General features: G+C 66.4%; 15 protein-coding genes and 1 tRNA gene. 7 read left to right on the top strand and 9 right to left on the bottom strand.

What is annotated here, in order from left to right; genetic code table 11:
- Positions 1 to 159 precede the first annotated feature (159 nt).
- The 4 genes from H0P51_RS22905 to H0P51_RS22890 all read left to right on the top strand — a co-directional run bounded on the left by H0P51_RS22905 (position 160) and on the right by H0P51_RS22890 (position 5,052).
- Complete coding sequence (locus tag H0P51_RS22905; RefSeq protein WP_180915125.1) at positions 160 to 1,248, top strand: resuscitation-promoting factor; 1,089 nt, start codon at positions 160 to 162, stop codon at positions 1,246 to 1,248.
- Entirely contained in the window at positions 1,221 to 2,156 is a 936-nt protein-coding gene (gene rsmA, locus H0P51_RS22900; RefSeq protein WP_180919177.1) for a 16S rRNA (adenine(1518)-N(6)/adenine(1519)-N(6))-dimethyltransferase RsmA, read from the top strand. Before H0P51_RS22905 ends, rsmA begins: the two co-directional genes overlap by 28 nt.
- Before the next feature lie 71 nt (positions 2,157 to 2,227).
- Positions 2,228 to 3,187 carry a 4-(cytidine 5'-diphospho)-2-C-methyl-D-erythritol kinase gene (locus H0P51_RS22895; protein ID WP_180915124.1) on the top strand — a complete coding sequence of 320 codons (960 nt, stop codon included), beginning with the start codon at positions 2,228 to 2,230 and terminating at the stop codon, positions 3,185 to 3,187.
- A gap of 230 nt (positions 3,188 to 3,417) precedes the next feature.
- On the top strand, positions 3,418 to 5,052 hold the full coding sequence (locus H0P51_RS22890; RefSeq protein WP_180915123.1) for a fatty acyl-AMP ligase: 1,635 nt from the start codon (positions 3,418 to 3,420) through the stop codon (positions 5,050 to 5,052).
- A gap of 17 nt (positions 5,053 to 5,069) precedes the next feature.
- Here H0P51_RS22890 and pth read toward each other — a convergent pair whose 3' ends face one another.
- From pth to H0P51_RS22870, 4 genes are all read right to left on the bottom strand, one after another.
- Positions 5,070 to 5,648: an aminoacyl-tRNA hydrolase gene (gene pth / locus H0P51_RS22885; RefSeq protein WP_180915122.1), complete on the bottom strand. Its 579-nt coding sequence runs from the start codon at positions 5,646 to 5,648 to the stop codon at positions 5,070 to 5,072.
- Between the two features lie 6 nt (positions 5,649 to 5,654).
- Complete coding sequence (locus H0P51_RS22880) at positions 5,655 to 6,320, bottom strand: 50S ribosomal protein L25/general stress protein Ctc (RefSeq protein WP_180915121.1); 666 nt, start codon at positions 6,318 to 6,320, stop codon at positions 5,655 to 5,657.
- A gap of 194 nt (positions 6,321 to 6,514) precedes the next feature.
- Complete coding sequence (locus H0P51_RS22875; protein ID WP_180915120.1) at positions 6,515 to 7,390, bottom strand: oxidoreductase; 876 nt, start codon at positions 7,388 to 7,390, stop codon at positions 6,515 to 6,517.
- A gap of 5 nt (positions 7,391 to 7,395) precedes the next feature.
- Positions 7,396 to 8,607: a cytochrome P450 gene (locus H0P51_RS22870; RefSeq protein ID WP_180915119.1), complete on the bottom strand. Its 1,212-nt coding sequence runs from the start codon at positions 8,605 to 8,607 to the stop codon at positions 7,396 to 7,398.
- Between the two features lie 150 nt (positions 8,608 to 8,757).
- Between H0P51_RS22870 and H0P51_RS22865 the strand changes: the two genes are divergently transcribed.
- Together H0P51_RS22865 and H0P51_RS22860 are read left to right on the top strand one after the other, a co-directional pair.
- A complete protein-coding gene (locus tag H0P51_RS22865; RefSeq protein ID WP_180915118.1) occupies positions 8,758 to 12,051 on the top strand; it encodes a LuxR family transcriptional regulator in 3,294 nt (1,097 codons plus the stop codon).
- A gap of 125 nt (positions 12,052 to 12,176) precedes the next feature.
- Complete coding sequence (locus H0P51_RS22860; protein WP_180915117.1) at positions 12,177 to 15,476, top strand: helix-turn-helix transcriptional regulator; 3,300 nt, start codon at positions 12,177 to 12,179, stop codon at positions 15,474 to 15,476.
- 4 nt (positions 15,477 to 15,480) lie between these two features.
- Here the strand turns inward: H0P51_RS22860 and H0P51_RS22855 are convergent, their stop codons facing one another.
- The 5 genes from H0P51_RS22855 to H0P51_RS22835 form a co-directional block, all read right to left on the bottom strand.
- Positions 15,481 to 16,131 (bottom strand): LpqN/LpqT family lipoprotein, encoded by a 651-nt coding sequence (locus H0P51_RS22855; RefSeq protein WP_180919176.1) that lies wholly within the window; start codon positions 16,129 to 16,131, stop codon positions 15,481 to 15,483.
- A 2-nt stretch (positions 16,132 to 16,133) separates the two neighbouring features.
- Positions 16,134 to 16,484, bottom strand: coding sequence for an arsenate reductase (glutaredoxin) (gene arsC / locus H0P51_RS22850; RefSeq protein ID WP_180915116.1), 351 nt, complete (start codon positions 16,482 to 16,484; stop codon positions 16,134 to 16,136).
- Positions 16,485 to 17,465: a ribose-phosphate diphosphokinase gene (locus H0P51_RS22845; protein ID WP_180915115.1), complete on the bottom strand. Its 981-nt coding sequence runs from the start codon at positions 17,463 to 17,465 to the stop codon at positions 16,485 to 16,487.
- Between the two features lie 82 nt (positions 17,466 to 17,547).
- A complete protein-coding gene (gene glmU, locus H0P51_RS22840; protein ID WP_180915114.1) occupies positions 17,548 to 19,017 on the bottom strand; it encodes a bifunctional UDP-N-acetylglucosamine diphosphorylase/glucosamine-1-phosphate N-acetyltransferase GlmU in 1,470 nt (489 codons plus the stop codon).
- Between the two features lie 103 nt (positions 19,018 to 19,120).
- Positions 19,121 to 19,192: transfer RNA gene (locus H0P51_RS22835), tRNA-Gln, on the bottom strand.
- Between the two features lie 187 nt (positions 19,193 to 19,379).
- Between H0P51_RS22835 and H0P51_RS22830 the strand changes: the two genes are divergently transcribed.
- Positions 19,380 to 19,973 (top strand): TetR/AcrR family transcriptional regulator, encoded by a 594-nt coding sequence (locus tag H0P51_RS22830; RefSeq protein WP_180919175.1) that lies wholly within the window; start codon positions 19,380 to 19,382, stop codon positions 19,971 to 19,973.
- Positions 19,974 to 19,976: the final 3 nt, after the last annotated feature.

The raw sequence follows: 19,976 nt of genomic DNA, 5'->3' as shown, positions 1-19,976 counted from the left end.
TGTGATCGAACGGGTGGGCCTCCGGGCCCATTTCGTCATTTCAGCTGAATATGGTCGAGGGCTCATCGAAGAGTTGATGCTGACGGTTGCAGTGGGTCGGAACAGACTGGGATATTGACATTGAATCTGGTTACTAAACTTCATCAAACCGAATCACCGATGTTGCGCCTATTGGTTGGCGCGCTGCTCGTGGCACTGGTATTCGCCGGCGGTTTCGCCGTCTCCTCCTCCAAAACCGTGACCTTGACCGTCGACGGAACCTCAACGCGAGTGAGCACGATGAAGTCGCGGGTGATCGACATCGTGCAAGAGAACGGGTTCTCCGTCGGCGAGCGGGACGACCTGTACCCGGCCGGCGATGTCACAGTGCAGAGCGCCGCAACCATCGTCCTGCGTCGCAGCCGGCCGCTGCAGATCACACTGGACGGCCAGAACTCGCGGCAGGTGTGGACCACCGCGTCCACTGTCGATGAGGCGCTGGCGCAGCTGGCCATGACCGACACCGCCCCGGCCGCGGCATCGCGCGCCAGCCGCGTTCCGCTGGCCGGGATGACGTTGCCGGTGGTGAGCGCCAAGACCGTCGAGATCTCCGACGGCGGCGTGGTGCGCACGGTGCACCTGCCGGCACCGAATGTTGCCGGGTTGCTGGCCGCGGCGGGCGCCCCGCTGCAGGACAGTGACCAGGTGGTGCCCGCGGCGAATACTCCGATCGTCGACGGGATGCAGATCCAGGTCACTCGTAACCGCATCGAGCGGGTCACCGAGCGGGTCCCGCTGCCGCCCCCGGCGCGCCGAATCGAGGATCCGGAACTGAACATGAGCCGCGAGGTCGTCGAGGACCCGGGCGCCCCGGGTACCCAGGACGTGACGTTCGCGGTGGCCGAAGTCAACGGCGTCGAGACCGGCCGGCTGCCGATCTCCAACTCGGTCGTCACGCCGGCCCGTGAAGCTGTGGTCCGGGTCGGCACCAAGCCGGGTACCGAGGTACCCCCCGTCAACGACGGCAGCGTCTGGGACAGCCTGGCCGGCTGCGAGGCTGGCGGAAACTGGGCGATCAACACCGGAAACGGCTTCTACGGTGGTGTGCAGTTCGACCAGGGCACCTGGGAGGCCAACGGCGGGCTGCGCTATGCGCCCCGAGCCGACCTGGCCACCCGCGAAGAACAGATCGCCGTCGCCGAAGTGACCCGGCAGCGTCAGGGCTGGGGTGCCTGGCCCGTCTGCAGTGGACGAGTGGGTGCCCGCTGACGATCCGGTTGCTCGGACGCACCGAGATCCGGCGGTTAGCCAAAGAGCTTGATTTCCGGCCACGGAAATCTTTCGGGCAGAACTTCGTCCACGACGCCAATACGGTGCGGCGGGTGGTCGCAGCCTCGGGAGTCGGCAAGTCCGACGTCGTCCTCGAAGTCGGCCCGGGGCTCGGTTCACTGACGCTGGCGCTGCTGGACCGCGGCGCGACGGTGACCGCCGTAGAGATCGACCCGGTGCTGGCGGCTCGGCTGCCGCAGACCATCGCCGAACGTTCCAACAGCGAAGTTCACCGGTTCAGCGTGGTCAACCGGGACGTGCTGGCGCTGCGCAGTGAGGACTTGACGGACACGCCGACCGCGGTGGTGGCCAACCTGCCCTACAACGTCGCGGTTCCGGCGCTGCTGCATTTGCTCGCCGAATTCCCGTCCATCCGCACGGTGACGGTGATGGTGCAGGCCGAGGTCGCCGAGCGGCTCGCCGCCGAGCCGGGCGGCAAGGAATACGGCGTGCCCAGCGTCAAAGTGAACTTTTACGGGCGGGTTCGGCGGTGCGGGACGGTGTCTCCGACGGTGTTCTGGCCCATCCCGCGCGTCTACTCCGGGCTGGTTCGCATCGACCGCTACGAAACGTCGCCGTGGCCCACCGACGAGGCTTTCCGAAAGCGGGTCTTCGAGCTGGTCGACATTGCGTTTGCCCAGCGCCGCAAGACCTCTCGCAACGCGTTCGTGCAATGGGCGGGCTCGGGCAAAGAGTCGGCCAACCGCTTGCTCGCGGCCAGCATCGACCCCGCGCGCCGGGGTGAGACGCTGTCCATTGAGGATTTCGTGCGGTTGTTGCAGCGGTCCGGCGACCTCGATGACACACCTGGCGGCGGCCAGGACCCCGCGCACGTTTCGGCGGGCTGACGCGCTCCGGCCGGACCGCGCAGACGGTGCCGCTGCGAGTGGTGCACCCGTGGCGGCGATAGTCTGCTGCGGTGGCTGGGACTGATGGGAACACCGCTGAGTTGTGGGTGCCAACCGGGTCGGTCACCGTCCGGGTGCCGGGAAAAGTCAACCTGTACCTAGCCGTCGGTGATCGTCGCGACGACGGCTACCACGAGCTGACCACCGTGTTTCACGCCATCTCGTTGTTCGATGAGGTGACGGTGCGCAACGCCGACGTGCTGTCGCTCGAGTTGGTAGGCGAGGGTGCCGAGAAGCTGCCCACCGACGGGCGCAATCTGGCCTGGCGGGCCGCCGAGCTGCTGGCCGAGCATGTGGGCCGCGCGCCCGATGTGTCGATCTTCGTCGACAAGTCGATCCCGGTGGCCGGCGGCATGGGGGGCGGCAGCGCCGACGCCGCAGCGGTGCTGGTGGCGATGAACTCGCTGTGGGAACTCAACCTGCCCCGCCGCGACCTGCGGCTGATGGCCTCCCAGTTGGGTAGTGACGTGCCGTTCGCGCTGCACGGTGGCACCGCGCTGGGGACCGGCCGCGGTGAGGAGCTGGCCACGGTGCTGTCGCGCAACACGTTTCACTGGGTGTTGGCGTTCGCCGAGAGCGGGTTGTTGACGCCGGCGGTGTACAGCGAGCTGGACCGGCTCCGTGAGGCCGGGGACCCGCCCCAGCTGGACGAGCCCGGCCCGGTGCTAGCGGCGTTGGCCGCTGGTGACCCGCGGCAACTGGCCCCGCTACTGGGCAACGAGATGCAGGCCGCCGCGGTGAGTCTGGATCCGACGCTGCGGCGCGCCTTGCGCGCGGGCGTCGAAGCGGGTGCGCTGGCCGGAATCGTGTCCGGGTCGGGGCCCACGTGTGCTTTCTTGTGCGACTCGGCTGACTCGGCTGTCGATGTCGGCACCCAGCTGTCGGGTGCGGGCGTATGCCGCACCGTTCGGGTCGCTACCGGGCCGGCACCGGGCGCCCGTGTGGTTCCGGCACCCGCCAACGATGTGTGAGGACCACGCGCCGAGCTGTGACTTGGCACTCAAATCGTGTGTTCGTTTGGCAGATACTTAAGAGATGCTTAAGATAAGCCGCGGTGACGAGTAGCCACGACCAAGAGCTCATCACCAAATCGAGACCTAAACGCTTCCCAATATGTATGCGCGCCTGCCTCGAAGCGAGATGTGGCAGGTGGAACATGAAAACCCGGACCTTGGGGAAGCGTTGGACCGAGGAGGTTTGCGTGAGCAGGTTTACCGAGAAGATGTTCCACAATGCCCGCACCGCGACGACGGGCATGGTGACCGGTGAACCCCACGAACCCGTCCGGCACACCTGGGGCGAGGTGCACGAGCGTGCCCGCTGTATCGCCGGCGGGCTAGCGGCTGCCGGCATCGGCCTCGGCGACGCCGTCGGCGTGCTCGCCGGCTTCCCAGTGGAGATCGCCCCCACCGCGCAGGGCCTGTGGATGCGCGGCGCCAGCCTGACCATGCTGCACCAGCCCACGCCCCGCACCGACCTGGCGGTGTGGGCCGAGGACACCATGACCGTCATCGGCATGATCGAGGCCAAGGCCGTGGTGGTCTCCGAACCGTTCACGGTCGCCATTCCGGTGCTCGAGCAGAAGGGCATCAAGGTCCTCACGGTCGCCGATCTGCTGGCGTCGGACCCGATCGACCCGATCGACGTCGGTGAGGACGACCTGGCGCTGATGCAGCTGACGTCCGGATCGACAGGGTCTCCCAAAGCGGTCCAGATCACCCACCGCAACATCTACTCCAACGCCGAGGCGATGTTCATCGGCGCCGAGTACGACGTCGACAAAGACGTCATGGTCAGCTGGCTGCCCTGCTTCCACGACATGGGCATGGTCGGGTTCCTCACCATCCCGATGTTCTTCGGCGCCGAGCTGGTCAAGGTCACCCCGATGGACTTCCTGCGGGACACCCTGCTGTGGGCGAAGCTGATCGACAAGTACAAGGGCACCATGACCGCGGCGCCCAACTTCGCCTACGCGCTGCTGGCCAAGCGGTTGCGCCGGCAGGCCAACGCCGGGCAGTTCGACTTGTCCACCCTGCGGTTCGCGCTATCCGGCGCCGAGCCCGTCGACCCAGCCGACGTCGAAGACCTGCTGGACGCGGGCAAGCCGTTCGGCCTGCGGCCCTCGGCGATCCTGCCGGCCTACGGCATGGCCGAAACAACGCTGGCGGTGTCGTTCTCCAAATGCAATTCCGGGCTCGTGGTCGACGAGGTGGACAACGATCTGCTGGTTGCGTTGCGGCGGGCGGTACCCGCGACCAAAGGCAACACCCGCCGGCTGGCCACCTTGGGGCCGCTGCTGCAGGACTTGGAAGCCCGCATCGTCGATGAGGACGGCAATGTGGTGCCGGCCCGCGGCGTCGGTGTCATCGAGCTGCGTGGCGAGTGCGTCACCCCCGGCTACCTCACCATGGGCGGTTTCATGCCGGCTCAGGACGAGCACGGCTGGTACGACACCGGCGACCTGGGCTACCTCACCGACGAGGGACACGTGGTGGTGTGCGGCCGGGTAAAGGACGTCATCATCATGGCCGGCCGCAACATCTATCCGACCGATATCGAGCGGGCCGCCGGCCGTGTCGCAGGTGTGCGTCCGGGTTGCGCGGTGGCCGTGCGGCTGGATGCCGGGCATTCGCGCGAGTCATTCGCCGTCGCGGTGGAGTCCAACGCGTTCGAGGACCCCGCGCAAGTTCGCCGCATCGAGCACGACGTCGCCCACGAGGTCGTCAAGGAGGTCGACGTGCGTCCGCGCAACGTCGTGGTGCTCGGGCCCGGGACCATCCCGAAGACGCCGTCGGGCAAGCTGCGCCGGGCGAACTCGGTCACCCTGGTCACCTAGGCGGCCCCGCAGTCGGCTCAGGGCCAGGCGTGCACCCGATTTTGCGCCGGTTCGAGGCCGAGTTCGATCAGGAGCTCGGTGGCGTCGGCGGCCTGCTCGCAGATGGTCGGGATCTCGGGGCGTTCGGTGGCGTTGAACGGCTCCAGCACGAACGCCGCCGGGTCCTTGCGGCCCGGTGGACGGCCGATCCCGATCCGAACCCGCTGAAAGTCCTTGCTGCCCAACGCGGCAGCCAGCGAACGCAGCCCGTTGTGGCCGCCTTCACCGCCGCCCAGTTTGAGGCGGATTTTGCCGAAATCAAGGTCGAGGTCGTCGTGGATAACGATGATGTCGGCGGGGGCCACCGAGTAGAACTTGGCCAGCGGCCCGACCTGTCGGCCGGACTCGTTCATGTAGCTGCGTGGTTTGGCCAGCACCACCGCGCGGCCGGCCAGCCGCCCGGTGCTCACCTCGGCACCAGAACGCTTGTGCGCCTTGAACTTTGCGCCAAGGCGGGTGGCGAGCACGTCGGCAACCATGAACCCGACGTTGTGCCGCGTTCGGGCGTAGTTCTCGCCGGGGTTGCCCAGGCCGACCACTAGCAGCGGTTCGGCCACGTCGCGCTACTCGGAGCCGGCTTCGGCCTCGGCGTCGGCCTCGCCTTCGGCCTCGTCGCCGGCTTCTTCTTCGGCGGCCACGCCCTCCTCGCCGGCGCCCTCTTCGGCGAGATCCTCAGCTGTCGGCGCCTGGACCACGTTGACCACCAGCAGCTCGGGATCGGAGACCAGCGAGACGCCCTTGGGCAGCTGAATCTGGCCGGCGGTGAACTGGGTGCCGGCTTCTGCGCCCTCCACCGACACGGTCAACTGCTCGGGAATCGACAGGGCCTCGGCCTCGATCTCGATGGCGTTGGCGTCCTGGGTGACCAGGGTGTCTGGCCCGGCGTCGCCCTCAACGATGACATTCACCTCGACGGTCACCTTCTCGCCGCGGCGCACCACCAGCAGGTCGGCGTGCTGAATGCTGCGCCGGATCGGGTGGATGTCGAGGGCCTTGGTCAGCGCAAGCTGCTCCTTGCCGTCGATGTCCAGGGTGAGCACTGCATTGGTACCCGAGTGGCGCAGCACGGCCGCGAAATCGTGGCCGGGCAGTTCGAGGTGCTGAGGTTCGCTGCCGTGGCCGTACAGAACGGCGGGAATCTTGCCTTCCCGGCGGGCCCGGCGCGAGGCGCCTTTGCCGGTCTCGGTACGCACGGTGGCGCTGAGCTGGTTGATCGTGGCTTTGGCCATAAGAGTCGCTCCTGTGTGTAAGGCACGGCCAGGATCGCGACGAACTGTCGGTCTCCGTCGATAACGGTGCTGGTTAAGCCGGTGCACCCTCGCCGTGACGCTTGGTCAGGGTAGCAGCCTCGTTCGTTGGACGAGAAATCGCTGCGAACCTGCCCCGGCTGCAGATATTGGGTCTGCGGAACTTGGCGGTGCGGCTATGCCTGCGCGGCAAACTTGGTGTCGGTGAGCTGCTCGGACAGCTCCCACAGCGCGGTAGCCATGGTCGTGTCCCGAGCCGCGCGGCTTCGCCCGACCGGCTGGGTGCGGCCGAGGTAGCCGAATCGCGGACCGATGAGCGTGTTGCCCGGCAGATCCTGGGACGCCGCGTACAGCGTTTGCCGGGCGCCGAAAGCGGCGTCGGTGCCGATCAGCCGGGTCGCCGCACCCACTACCGCGTCGCTGAGCTTGCGCCCGGATGCTCCTTGCAGGTTGGTGTGCGAGTAGCCGGGATGGGCGGCCAACGCGCGTAGCGGTGAACCCGCGGCGTCCAGGAGGCGCTGCAGTTCGCTGGTGAATAGCAAGTTGGCCAACTTGGACTGGCTGTATGCCAGCCACGGCGAGTAGCGCCGGCGCTGCCAGTTCAAGTCGTCAAGATTGATCCGGCCCGGCCAGTGCGCCATCGACGACACCGTCACCACCCGATCCCGCAGCTTGGGCAGCAGCAGGTTCGTCAGCGCGAAGTGGCCTAGGTGGTTGGTGCCGATCTGGCTCTCGAAGCCGTCGACGGTCAGCGCGTACGGGGCGGCCATGATGCCGGCGTTGTTGATCAGGATGTCGGCCCCGTCCACACCGTCGGCGAATGCCCGCACCGACGACAGGTCCTGCAGGTCGAGCGGGCGGACCTCGACGTCACCCGAGACCTGCTTCGCCGCCACTTCGCCCTTGCCGATGTTGCGAACGGCCATGACGATGGTGGCGCCGCGGCCGGCGAGCTCGCGCGCCGTAATCGCGCCCAGTCCGCTGTTGGCGCCGGTGACGATCACGGTGCGCCCTTGGAAGGAGGGGAGGTCGGCTGCTGTCCAATTCGTCATGCCCCTCAGTCTGAGGTGTCGAACTCCAGCGGGACGCTGAGGGGTCCGGTGATGCCGGCCATGGTTGGCCATGGGCAGGGTCCGGCCAGGCGGGGGTTCGGCATCCGCGCAGTGATGACCCGCAGCGCTTCGGTCAGCTCCAGCCGAGCCAGGTGGGCGCCGAGGCAATAGTGCACGCCGCCGCCGAAGTTGAGGATGGCCGCTGCGTTGCGTCGGGTGATGTCGAGCCGTTCCGGCTCGGGGCAGGCAGCGGGATCCCGGTTGGCCGACGCGGTGTTGGCCAGCACCAGCGAACCTGCCGGGATGTGGACGCCGGCCAGCTCGACGTCCTCGGCAGCCTGCCGGATGACCCCGAAAATGATTGGGCTGTAACGCATCAGCTCGTGAACGGCGTCCGGTGCGCATTCGGGATACCGAGCGAGGGTGGCCCACTGGCCCGGGTGGGCGGCCAGGGTTTGCACCGCCGCGGCGAGCTGGTTGCGAGTGGTGTCGGTGCCGGCGCTGAGCAGGGTGGCGCACAGCATCAGCAGTTCTTCGTGGCTCAGGCGGTCGCCGTCTTCTTCGGCGCGGATCAGATCGGAGATCAGGTCGTCGCTGAGCGACTTGCGTCGGGCCGAGATCAAGTCCTCCAAGTAGGCGTCCAATTCGTTCCAGGCCGACAGGATCGCCGGGGTGTCGTCGGCGACGGTGGGCTCGAACAGCTTCTTGATGTCGTCGGTCCAGTCGGAGAACAGCTGCCAATCCTCGGGCGGAGCACCCAGCAGCGCGCAGATGATCGGCGTCGGATAGCGCCGGGCGATGTCAGCGACGACGTCGCAGTGCCCGACGGTGATGAGAGGTTCCACACGCCCGGTGATGATTTCGACGGCCAGGGTGCGCATGCGTTCCGCCGCGCGCGGCGAGAAGGCCTTCGACACCAGTCGCCGCAACCGGTGGTGCTCAACACCGTCGAGGCCCAGGATGTTGCTGACCGCCCTGTCCCACAGCGGGCCGGAGGTGATGCCGAAGGCGCCCAGACCCAGGCCGTCGGCGGTGACGAACCGATCGTCGCGCAGCACGGTGCGGACCAGGTCGAAGCTGAGCACCTCGGGGCCGTAGGGGCCGATGGCGATCGGGGACTCGGCGCGGGCCGCTGCGATGGCCCGGTGTGCGTCCGCCGGATCGGTGAGGTGGTGGTAGGCGATGGTGGGGCATTCGAGTGCGGTGGTGGTTGTCATGGCAGCGACTATCCGGCGAATTGCGCCCAGAACCATCCGTCACAGCGCGTAGTTTGCGCCACCGATACGCGTATTCGCGTTGACCCAGTTCTGCCGTCTGCGCGTTCTGGCGGATGTATTGGCGGGGTTGCGCAGGTGAAGCTGGCTACCATGAGCCAACACGCGGAGGTACCGCCGCTGAACTGGAGTGATCTGGGTGTGAGCGAGTTGTTGCCGACTGGGACGGTGACGTTGCTGTTGGCTGATGTGGAGGGGTCGACGCGGTTGTGGGAGACCCAGCCTGAGCAGATGGCGGCGGCGTTGGGGTTGCTGAATCGCGCGGTTGATGAGGCTGTTGCGGGGTTTGGTGGGGTGCGTCCGGTGGAGCAGGGTGAGGGTGACAGTTTCGTGGCGGCGTTTGCGCGGGCTAGTGATGCTGTGGGGTGTGCGTTGGCGTTGCAGCGGGCGCCGTTGGCGCCGATTCGGATTCGGATTGGGTTGCATACTGGGGAGATTCAGCTTCGGGATGAGGGGAATTATGCGGGGCCGACGATTAACCGTGCGGCTCGGATAAGGGATCTGGCCCACGGCGGTCAAACAGTGTTGTCGGGGGTCACCGAATCGCTGGTGGCCGATCGGCTGCCGGAAGGGGTGTGGCTGGCCGATCTGGGAAGCTATCCGCTCAAGGGCCTTCCGCGCCCGGAGCGGGTGGTGCAGTTGTGCCATCCGGACTTACGTAACGAGTTCCTGCCACTTCGGGTCCGCAGCGCTACGACATCGCACAATCTGCCGGCTCAGTTGACCAGCTTTGTCGGACGTCAAGCGGCAATCGTCGAACTGCGGCAGTTGGTTGAAGGCAATCGGTTGGTGACGCTCACAGGTGCCGGTGGCGCGGGCAAGACACGGCTTGCCGTGGAGGTCGCGGCGCAGTTGACTGCCGTGTTTCCCGACGGGCTGTGGTACGTCGACCTGGCACCGGTCAGCAATTCTGCGGTGGTGTCGGTCACCACAGCGCGCACGCTCGGTCTGCCCGATCAGCCGGGCCGCTCCACTACGGAGCTGTTGGTGCGGTTCTTCGGCGACAAGACGATGCTGCTGTTACTCGACAACTGTGAGCATCTGCTTGATGCCTGTAGCGACATGATCGTCGAGTTGCTCAAATCCTGCGCGCACCTGACGATTCTGGCCACCAGCCGTGAACCGCTGGGGGTGCCGGGTGAGTTGAATTGGCGGGTGCCCTCGCTGTCGCTTGACGACGAGGCGATCGTGTTGTTCGCCGATCGTGCCCGCCGCGCACGACCGGATTTCGTTGTCGGGGAGGATAATTCCGCCTTGGTAACCGAGATCTGCGTTCGGCTGGACGGGATGCCGTTAGCGATTGAGCTTGCTGCGGCGCGCATCAGGGCGTTGTCACTGAACCAGATCGTGGACAGTCTGCACGACCGATTCCGGTTGTTGACCGGTGGTGCGCGTACCGCGGTGCGGCGCCAGCAAACGCTGCGGGCCTCGGTCGATTGGTCGCATGCGCTACTCACCGAGCCCGAGCAGGTGCTGTTTCGGCGACTCGCGGCTTTTGCCGGCGGGTTCGATCTGGACGCCGCGCAAGTGGTGGGGTCGAGCAGAGAGGTGGAGTTCTATCAGCTGATGGACCAGCTCGGCCTACTCGTCGACAAGTCGCTGGTAGTAGCGGACGACACCGGGACCGGAATGCGTTACCGATTGTTGGAGACCGTGCGACAGTACGCGCAGGAAAAGCTCGGCGAATCCGGCGAAGCCGACGAGGTGCGCACCCGCCACCGCGACTACTACAGCGGCAAGGCTACGGAGTTGTACGCCCGAGGACTGGCCGGGGTCGAGTCCCTGATGAAGTGGGTGGATGTCGAGATCGACAATTTGCGTGCCGCGTTCGTCTGGAGTCGGGAGAACGCTGACTTCGAGGTCGCGTTACAACTTGTGTCCTCGCTGCAGCAGTATTGGTTGCGCCGCGGCAGTTTCCGCGAGGCGCTCGCCGGGTTCGACTCGATTTTGTCCGATCAGTCTCCCGAAACGATCGCTCCGAGCGCCTGGGCGCGAGCGGTGGCCGATCAAGCCGCCCTCGCCGGATGGATCGCGGTGCCGATGAGCATGGAACGTGCGCAAGAAGCCGTGGCTATCGCGCGTCGGCTCAATGACTCGGAATTGACGGCGCGAGCCCTCATCGCGTGCGGCGCGCTCGGCCTTTACAACCCTGACGTTGCTCGAATCTCCTTTGGGGAGGCGATCGACCTAGCTCGTCGGACAGAGGACAAGTGGACACTGTGCGGGACCTTCATTTACATGTCCGCCGTTTGCGCGATCGGTGGGGAGCCGACCGCGGGGCTCGCATGCGCCGAAGAGGGACGTGACATCGCCGACGAGCTTGGTGACCAGTTCATTGCCAGAAGCTGCCGAGCGTGGTTGGGAGTAACTCTTTGGGAGCTAGGCGATCTCGCGCAGGCTGCGGAGATAACTCGCAGTACGGTCGCTAGTGCGGAGGCCGCGGGGGACCTGCCCATGCAGGCTTTCGCTGCGACTGGGCACGCATATACACAGGCGCACCTGGGGCGAGCCGCCGCCGCACACGCCGCCGCGGAATCCGCGCAACAGGCCGCTGAAGCGATGGGCGGAGTCTACGGCGACGCGGTGTGCGGTGCATTTGCCGTGGCCGCACTCGCCCGTGGCGACGCTGCTGCGGCCAGACTGGCGGCTGAGGAAGCTTTTCACCACACGGTTCCGGAGCGGTTGTCGTTTACCACTAGCTTCTCTCCGGCCGCCGAGGCCGCCTTGGCATGTGGTGACCTTACGGCGGCTCGCCGGAGGGCCGACGAGGCTGTCGCGCTGGTGCCTGGCTGTCATCGGGTCGCCGCACTGACCGCTCGCGCGTTTGTCGGGATCGCACAGGGCAAATCGGCACAAGCCGAACGTGACGCACACGAAGCCCTCGCGGTGGCCACAGAAACGCAGGGGTATCTGCGCGTCCCAGACACGTTGGAATGCCTGGCCTGCTTGGCGGCCGGCGGCGGCAGCCACCCGTATGCGGCACGGTTGTTGGGCGCGGCCGACGCAATCCGGCAGCGCACCGAGCACATCCGGTTCCCGATGTATCAAGCCGGCTACGACGCTGTTGTGACGGCCGTTCGAGAGTCATTGGGGTCCAGTGACTTTGATACCGCGTGGTCGGAGGGCAGCGCCTTGTCGACCGAGGAGGCGGTCGCGTATGCGCAGCGTGGCCGCGGCGAACGCAAACGCCCCGCCAGCGGCTGGGAGTCGCTGACGCCGATGGAACTCGACGTGGTGCGTCTGGTGGGCGAGGGGCTGGGTAATAAGGAGATCGGCGCGCGGCTGTTCGTCTCGCCGCGCACGGTGCAGACACACCTGACGCATGTCTACGCAAAGCTGAGTTTGACGTCCCGGGTGCAGCTCGTCCAGGAGGCCGTCCGCCACTAGTGATGCCGAGCAGACGCAAAGGCACCGGTTTCGTGCCGAAACCGGTGCCTTTGCGTCTGCTCGCGCGAGGGAACTAAGCGTTCTGGCGGATGTTTTCCGCTATGCGAAGCGTGAAGCTGGCTACCATGAGCCAACACGCGGAGGTACCGCCGCTGAACTGGAGTGATCTGGGTGTGAGCGAGTTGTTGCCGACTGGGACGGTGACGTTGCTGTTGGCTGATGTGGAGGGGTCGACGCGGTTGTGGGAGACCCAGCCTGAGCAGATGGCGGCGGCGTTGGGGTTGCTGAATCGCGCGGTTGATGAGGCTGTTGCGGGGTTTGGTGGGGTGCGTCCGGTGGAGCAGGGTGAGGGTGACAGTTTCGTGGCGGCGTTTGCGCGGGCTAGTGATGCTGTGGGGTGTGCGTTGGCGTTGCAGCGGGCGCGGTTGGCGCCGATTCGGATTCGGATTGGGTTGCATACTGGGGAGATTCAGCTTCGGGATGAGGGGAATTATGCGGGGCCGACGATTAACCGTGCGGCTCGGATAAGGGATCTGGCCCACGGCGGTCAAACAGTGTTGTCGGGTGCGACGGAAGCTATCGTCGGGGATCGGCTGCCGGGCGGCGTCTGGTTAACCGATCTGGGCTGTTATCCGCTCAAGGGTGTGCCGCGCCCCGAGCGCGTGCTGCAACTGTGCCACTCCGATCTGCGTAACGAGTTCCCGCCACTTCGGGTCGGGGACACCGTTGCCTCGCACAATCTTCCGACCCAGCTGACGAGTTTCGTTGGACGACGAGGACAGATGGCCGAACTGGGTGAGTTGGTCACCGGTAACCGGCTGGTCACCTTGACCGGCGCCGGCGGCGCCGGCAAGACGCGACTCGCCACCGAAGTCGCGGCACGACTCGGCGCCGAGTTTCCCGACGGCATTTGGTATGTCGATCTGGCACCGGTCAACGATCCTGCCGTTGTTCCAGTCGTTCTCGCGCGGACGCTTGGACTGCCCGATCAGCCCGGACGGCCGACGATGGATGCAGTGACCAGATTCGTCAGGGACCGAAAGATGTTGCTGATACTCGACAACTGCGAGCATCTGCTGGATGCCAGCGGTGACGCGGTGGTGACTCTGCTGAATGCGGGATCTGCGGTGTCGATTCTGGCCACCAGCCGCGAGCCGATCGGCGTCGCGGGCGAACTGACTTGGCGGGTGCCGTCGTTGTCGCTGGACGACGAAGCCATCGAGCTATTCGCCGACCGCGCCCGCCGGGTCCGGCACGATTTCGCTGTCACAGCGGAGAACTCGGCCGGCGTCGCCGAAATCTGCCGACGATTGGACGGCATGCCGCTGGCGATCGAGCTGGCGGCCGCCCGGATTCGCACCCTTTCGCTGACCCAGATCGTCGACGGCCTGCACAACAGCTTCCGCGTACTGACCGGCGGCGCGCGTACCGCGGTTCGCCGTCAGCAGACGCTGCGCGCTTCCGTCGACTGGTCGCACGCGATGCTCACCGAGCCGGAACGCATCCTGTTCCGGCGGCTGGCGGTATTCATGGGTGGCTTCGATCTCGACGCCGCCCACGCAGTCGGTGCAAGCAGCGACGCCGAGCGATTCCAGCTCATCGACCAGCTGGGACTGCTGGTCGACAAATCGCTCATCGTCGCCGAAGAAGCACACGGCGCAATGAGATACCGGCTGCTGGAAACGGTGCGCCAGTACGGGCTGGAAAAGCTGGGCGAGTCAGGCGAAGCCGACACCGTGCGTACCCGTCACCGCGACTACTACCTCGCCACCGCGGCAGCACTTGAAGCGCGGGCGGCGGGCGACGGCTCACCGCTGCTCCAGTGGGCCGAAGTCGAGATCGACAACCTGCGCGCGGCTTACACGTGGTGCCGGGAGATGGCCGAGATCGGTCCGGCGCTGGAGCTGCTGTCCTCGCTGCACCAGTTCTGGTTGAAGCGTGGGCGATTCCGCGAGGGGGTGGCCGGTTTCAATGCCGTCTTCACCGACGAACTCTACGAGGCGAGTGATATTCCTCCGGCGGTCTTGGTCCGGGCGGTCGCCGACGCTGCGATCCTAGCGGTCTGGGCCTCGATCCCGGCCAGCCTGGAAAGAACGGAAAAGGCACTGGCTGTTGCGCGCGAACTCGACGACCGCGCGCTCATCGTGCGCAGCCTGATGGCCTGCGGTATGCACGTTATCTTCGATCCGGAAATGGTCGAGACGTACCTCGCCGAGGCGGCGGATCTGGCTCGCGCGTCGGAGGACGCTCTGGGGCTCCACCAGCTCCGTGCTTACCAGACCTTCGCCTATAGCGTCGCCGGCCTTCCGGTCGAATCAGAGGCGGCCGGAGAGGAGGGCCGCGACCTCTCCGACGCGCTGGGCGACAAACTGATGTCCCGATACAGCCGTGCGTTCCTGAGCAGTGCGCTTTCTGTGCAAGGCAAGTTGGCGCAGGCCATTGCGATGGCGGGGTCGCTGGTCGCCGAGGCCAAGGCGGACGAGGACGGCTCGATGCAGACGTTCGGACTCATAATCCTCGCGCAAGCGCTGACCTACCATGGGGATCCCGCCGCAGGCCACGCCGCAGCCGAAGCGGCACTTGAGGTTTCCGCCGCGATGGGCGGCTTCCACGAAGACTCGGCCTACGCGGCCCTGGCCGGCGCCGCGCTGGCCCTTGGCGACGCCGTGGCCGCCAAACGAGCCTGCGAGGCCGCATGGCAGCACACCTATCCGCTGAAAGAACTGCTCACCAGAAGCATGCTGCCGATGGCCGAGGCGGAGCTAGCTTGCGGCGAGCTCGAAGCCGCGCGTCGCTGGGCTGACGAGAGTGTCGCGGTGGTCCCGGGATTCCACCAAGCGGCGGCCCTGACGGCGCGTGCCCATGTCGCACTCGCCCAGGGTGACCCGGACCAGGCCGAGCGTGATGCGCACCAATCCCTGGCGGTTGCCGTCCGTACCCGGGCCTATGGGCGGGTGCCGCTGACCCTGGAATGCCTTGCCCGCCTGGCGGCCGACGGCGGCAACTACGCCCACGCGGCGCGCCTTCTGGGCGCGGCGGATGGCATCCGGCAGCGCACCGGGGACGTGCGCTTCCCGATGTATCAACCCGACTACGACGCGACGCTTCAGACAGTTATTGAGGTGTTGGGGCGAAGCGATCTCGACGCCTACTGGGTCGAAGGTTCCGCGTTGTCGACCGAGGAGGCAATCGGCTATGCGCAGCGTGGACGAGGTGAGCGCAAGCGGCCCAGCAGCGGATGGGGCTCGCTGACGCCAATGGAGCTCGACGTGGTGCGCTTGGTCGCAGAAGGCTTGGGCAACAAGGAGATCGGCGCGAGATTGTTCATCTCACCGCGCACGGTGCAGACACACCTCACCCACGTCTACGCCAAGCTGGGGCTGTCCTCGCGAGTGCAGTTGGTCCAGGAAGCGGGTCGCCACTAGGGCGCTACTTCTTGGCGACCACAAACTCTCGGATGATCATCTCGACGTCGTTGGATTCGGCGACGGCCTGCCCGTCGAAGCTGGTGATGTTCAACTGAACCAGATACCTCTGGTTGTCCGGTGCTGAACCGGTGGCCAGCACGACGCGTTGCCAGCTGCGCATTCGTGCGCCCTTGAGCTCGTAGGTGCCCTGCACCATCGACGAGGGAAAGCCGTTGAAGTCGGCTTCCGAGCCGTCGAGCCGGTGAAAACCTTGCGGCAGATCGGCATTGGCGTGCTTGATCGCTTCGGCTGGATTGAAGTCGCCGCGTAGTCGCAGCACGATCAGGATGGCCGCAGGGTAGTTGTTGCCCTTGGAGATCACCACCGCTTTGGGCGCGGTCTTCGCGTCGGGCTCGCGTGGCCCCCAGCCCGGCGGGGTGGGTAACGAGACCGTTAGGTCGGTCAGCTCGCCCGGTGTGACCGGAATGCCGGTGACGCCCTCACCGTCCAGGTACTTCGACAGCGGGAGGATCGGCGTCGTGGCCTCCGGCGTGCTGCTGGTAGTCGAACTTGTCGTCCAGATCGACTGGTAGTCCGGAGATTTCGGTCCACAGGCCACCAATGTGGTGGTCAGACAAAGCAACGCGGCCATGCGTGTCCGGATCGCCCGCAACGTCACAGAATCTCGCGTACCGCGTCGATCGGACGGGCCAGGCGGGTGCCCTTCGGTGTGACGACGAACGGGCGCTCGATCAGGATTGGGTGCTCGGCCATCGCATCGAGCAACGCCTCGTCGTCGGCGTCGGCCAACCCGAGCTCGGTGTACAGCGCCTCCCGCTTGCGCACCGCGGCACGCACCTCGATGCCGGCATCGCCAATCAGCTGCGCCAGTTCGTCCCGGGACGGCGGAGTTTTCAGGTACTGCACCACTTCGGGTTCAGATCCACTCTCGCGCAACAGATCCAGCGTCTTGCGTGAGGTGCTGCACTTGGGGTTGTGGTAAATGACGGCACGACCCGAACCCATCTACGCGTCTCCGTCGAAAAGTCCAGTGACCGAGCCGTTTTCGAACACCGCGCGGATGGTGCTGGCCAACAGCGGTGCGATGGATAGAACGGTGAGCTGGGGGAAACGCTTCTCCTCGTTGATCGGCAGCGTATTGGTCACGATCACCTCCCGCGCGCCGCAGCTAGCCAGCCGTTCGGCGGCCGGGTCGGACAGCACACCGTGGGTGGCCGCGATGATCACGTCCTTCGCGCCGTCGTCGTGCAACAACTTGACCGCGCCGGCAATGGTGCCGCCGGTGTCGATCATGTCGTCGATCAGCACGCACGTGCGTCCGGCTACCTCACCGACCACGCGGTTGGACACCACCTGGTTGGGCACCCGTGGATCACGGGTCTTGTGGATGAAGGCCAGCGGCACGCCGCCGAGCGCGTCGGCCCATTTCTCGGCGATGCGCACCCGGCCGGAGTCCGGCGAGACCACGACCATGTTGCCGTCCGGGTAGTTGTCGCGGATATAGCCGGTCAACAGGTTTTGCCCACGCATGTGATCGACCGGGCCGTCGAAGAAACCCTGGATCTGGTCGGTGTGCAGGTCCACGGTCACAATCCGGTCGGCGCCCGCGGTCTTGAGCAGGTCGGCCACCAGCCGCGCCGAGATCGGCTCGCGACCGCGGTGCTTCTTGTCCTGCCTTGCGTAGGGGTAGAACGGCAGGACCGCGGTGATCCGTTTGGCGCTGCCCCGCTTGAGGGCGTCGATCATGATGAGCTGTTCCATCAGCCAGGTGTTCACCGGCACCGGGTTGGACTGCAGGACGAAGGCGTCGCACCCGCGCACCGACTCGTGGAAGCGCACAAAGATCTCGCCGTTGGCGAAGTCCCGCGCCGTCTGCGCGGTGACGTGCACGTCGAGTTCCTTGGCGACCTGCTCGGCGAGCTCCGGATGGGCGCGGCCGCTGAACAGCATCAAATTTTTGCGATTATCGGTCCAGTCGTGGCTCACCGGGCTGCCCTCGCCATGTCGGGATCGGAATAGGAATCAAAACAAGAACGACCCATCGTAGCCGGGTTGCCGGAAATCGAAATCACGATGTCTGGTTGGTGCCGGATTTGCGGCCGGCGGCCTCGGCGGCTTCAGCGGCCGCGGTGCCGGGCCGTTTGCGCTGCACCCAGTTCTCGATGTTGCGTTGTGGGCCCGCCGACACCGCCAGCGCACCCGGCGGCACGTCCTCGCGGATCACGGTGCCGGCACCGGTGTAGGCACCGTCGCCGACCGTGACCGGCGCCACGAACATGGTGTCCGAGCCGGTCCGCACGTGCGAGCCGATTGTGGTGCGGCTCTTGGTGTTGCCGTCGTAGTTGACGAACACGCTGGATGCGCCGATGTTGCTGTGATCGCCAATGTCGGCGTCTCCGACGTAGGTCAGGTGCGGCACCTTGGTCCCGGTGCCGATGGTGGCGTTCTTGACCTCGACGAACGCGCCCAGTTTCCCGTCGGCGCCCAGCACCGTGCCCGGCCGCAAGAACGTGAACGGGCCGACGGCGGCGCCATCGCCGATCGCGGACTCGCTGCCGTGGGTGCGGACGACGGAGGCGGCGTCGCCGACGCTGACGTCGGTCAGGGTGGTGTCCGGGCCGACGACGCAGCGGCCGCCGATCTGGGTGCGGCCGTGCAACTGGGTGTTCGGGTGGATGACGGTGTCGCGCCCGATCGTCACGTCCACGTCGATCCACGTGGTGGCGGGGTCGGTCACGGTGACGCCGGCGAGCTGGTGGGCGGCCACGATACGGCGGTTGAGTTCGGCGCCCAGTTCGGCGAGCTGGACGCGGTTGTTTACGCCGGCCACCACTGCGCTGTCGTCGACGTGGCGGGCGCTGACCGTGTGGCCGTCGCGGCGCAGGATGGCGACGGCGTCAGTGAGGTAGAGCTCCTGCTGGGCGTTGTTGGAGCTCAGCCGGCTCAGCGCAGAGCGCAGCGCGGCGATGTCGAAGGCGTAGACGCCGGTGTTGACCTCGCGGATGTCACGCTGCGAGGCGGTGGCGTCGGTCTGCTCGACGATCGCCATCACCTCGTTGTCCTGGGTGCGCAGGATCCGGCCGTAGCCGTATGGATCGTCCAGTGTCGTGGTCAGCACGGTGACTGCGGCCGAGGCGGCGCTGTGGCCGGCGATCAGGTCGGCCAAGGTGTCGGCATCCAGCAGCGGCGTGTCGCCCGCGGCGACGACGACGATGCCCGCGTAGTCGTCGGGCAGTGCGGACAGCCCGCACAGCACCGCATGCCCGGTGCCCAGCGGCTTGTCCTGCAGCGCGACGTCGATGGTGCGACCAAGCCGGTCGGCCAGCTCGGCGACCAGGGGCGATATCCGCTGGTGGTCGTGGCCCAGCACGACGACCAGGTGTTGGGGTGCGAGCTTGGTCATCGCGTGCAGGGAGTGCGACAGCATGCTGCGGCCGCCGAGGGTGTGCAGCACCTTGGGGGTGTCCGAGCGCATCCGGGTGCCGGGGCCGGCCGCCAGGACCAGGACCGCGGTGTCAGTGTCACCACGAAACGTCATCAACTCTCCTCACGTTTCGGTCGAGCGTCCGCGAATGCACGCAGATACGCCGCTAAGGGTGACATTTTGGGGACGCTCGGGGCAAAAGGCGCTCCGCTTAAAGCTCCGTCGCCAGGACTCGAACCTGAACTATCTGAACCAAAATCAGAGGTGCTGCCGATTACACCACGACGGATTGGCTGCTGACGGTCCACGTGCCGCCGCCCATGAGACTTTAGTCTGCCGACTCAACGCCGCGAACACACCCGCGTAACCCCTGCACACCGAACAGTCGAGCACACCCGCCCGATACGCTGTTCTGCGTGGCGGAACCGGAAAAAGCGCCCGAAAAAGAGCCCCAAGCCCGCACCCCGCGCGCCCGGATGACGGGCAGCGAGCGCCGACACCAACTGATCGGCATTGCGCGATCGCTGTTCGCCGAACGTGGCTACGAAGGAACCTCGATCGAGGAGATCGCCCAGCGCGCCAATGTGTCCAAGCCCGTCGTCTATGAGCATTTCGGCGGCAAGGAGGGCCTCTACGCCGTTGTGGTGGACCGCGAGATGTCCGCATTGCTGGACGGCATCACCTCGTCGCTGACCAACAACCGGTCCCGGGTGCGGGTCGAGAGGGTTGCGCTGGCGCTGCTCACCTACGTCGAAGAACGCACCGACGGATTCCGGATCATGATCCGCGACTCGCCCGCGGCGATCAGCTCGGGCACTTACTCGAGCCTGCTCAACGACGCCGTCAGTCAGGTCAGCTCGATCCTGGCCGGCGACTTCGCCCGCCGCGGCCTCGACCCTGACCTGGCGCCGCTGTACGCCCAGGCGTTGGTGGGCTCGGTGTCGATGACTGCCCAGTGGTGGCTGGACACCCGCGAGCCCAGGAAGGAAGTGGTGGCCGCGCATCTGGTCAACCTGATGTGGAACGGCCTGACTCACCTGGAAGCCGACCCGCATCTGCAGGACGAGTAGAAA

Source organism: Mycobacterium vicinigordonae (assembly GCF_013466425.1).
Lineage (GTDB): Bacteria > Actinomycetota > Actinomycetes > Mycobacteriales > Mycobacteriaceae > Mycobacterium > Mycobacterium vicinigordonae.
Note: the sequence above shows the minus strand (reverse complement) of the source record. Positions and strands in the feature narration are given on the sequence as shown.

Excerpts from the sequence above, each read along its gene's own strand:
- H0P51_RS22880 (WP_180915121.1), bottom strand. The coding sequence starts at position 6,320 with ATGGCCAAAGCCACGATCAACCAGCTCAGCGCCACCGTGCGTACCGAG.
- glmU (WP_180915114.1), bottom strand. The coding sequence starts at position 19,017 with ATGACGTTTCGTGGTGACACTGACACCGCGGTCCTGGTCCTGGCGGCC.
- H0P51_RS22875 (WP_180915120.1), bottom strand. The coding sequence starts at position 7,390 with ATGACGAATTGGACAGCAGCCGACCTCCCCTCCTTCCAAGGGCGCACC.
- H0P51_RS22905 (WP_180915125.1), top strand. The coding sequence starts at position 160 with ATGTTGCGCCTATTGGTTGGCGCGCTGCTCGTGGCACTGGTATTCGCC.
- arsC (WP_180915116.1), bottom strand. The coding sequence starts at position 16,484 with ATGGGTTCGGGTCGTGCCGTCATTTACCACAACCCCAAGTGCAGCACC.
- H0P51_RS22830 (WP_180919175.1), top strand. The coding sequence starts at position 19,380 with ATGACGGGCAGCGAGCGCCGACACCAACTGATCGGCATTGCGCGATCG.
- H0P51_RS22865 (WP_180915118.1), top strand. The coding sequence starts at position 8,758 with ATGAGCCAACACGCGGAGGTACCGCCGCTGAACTGGAGTGATCTGGGT.
- H0P51_RS22860 (WP_180915117.1), top strand. The coding sequence starts at position 12,177 with ATGAGCCAACACGCGGAGGTACCGCCGCTGAACTGGAGTGATCTGGGT.
- H0P51_RS22870 (WP_180915119.1), bottom strand. The coding sequence starts at position 8,607 with ATGACAACCACCACCGCACTCGAATGCCCCACCATCGCCTACCACCAC.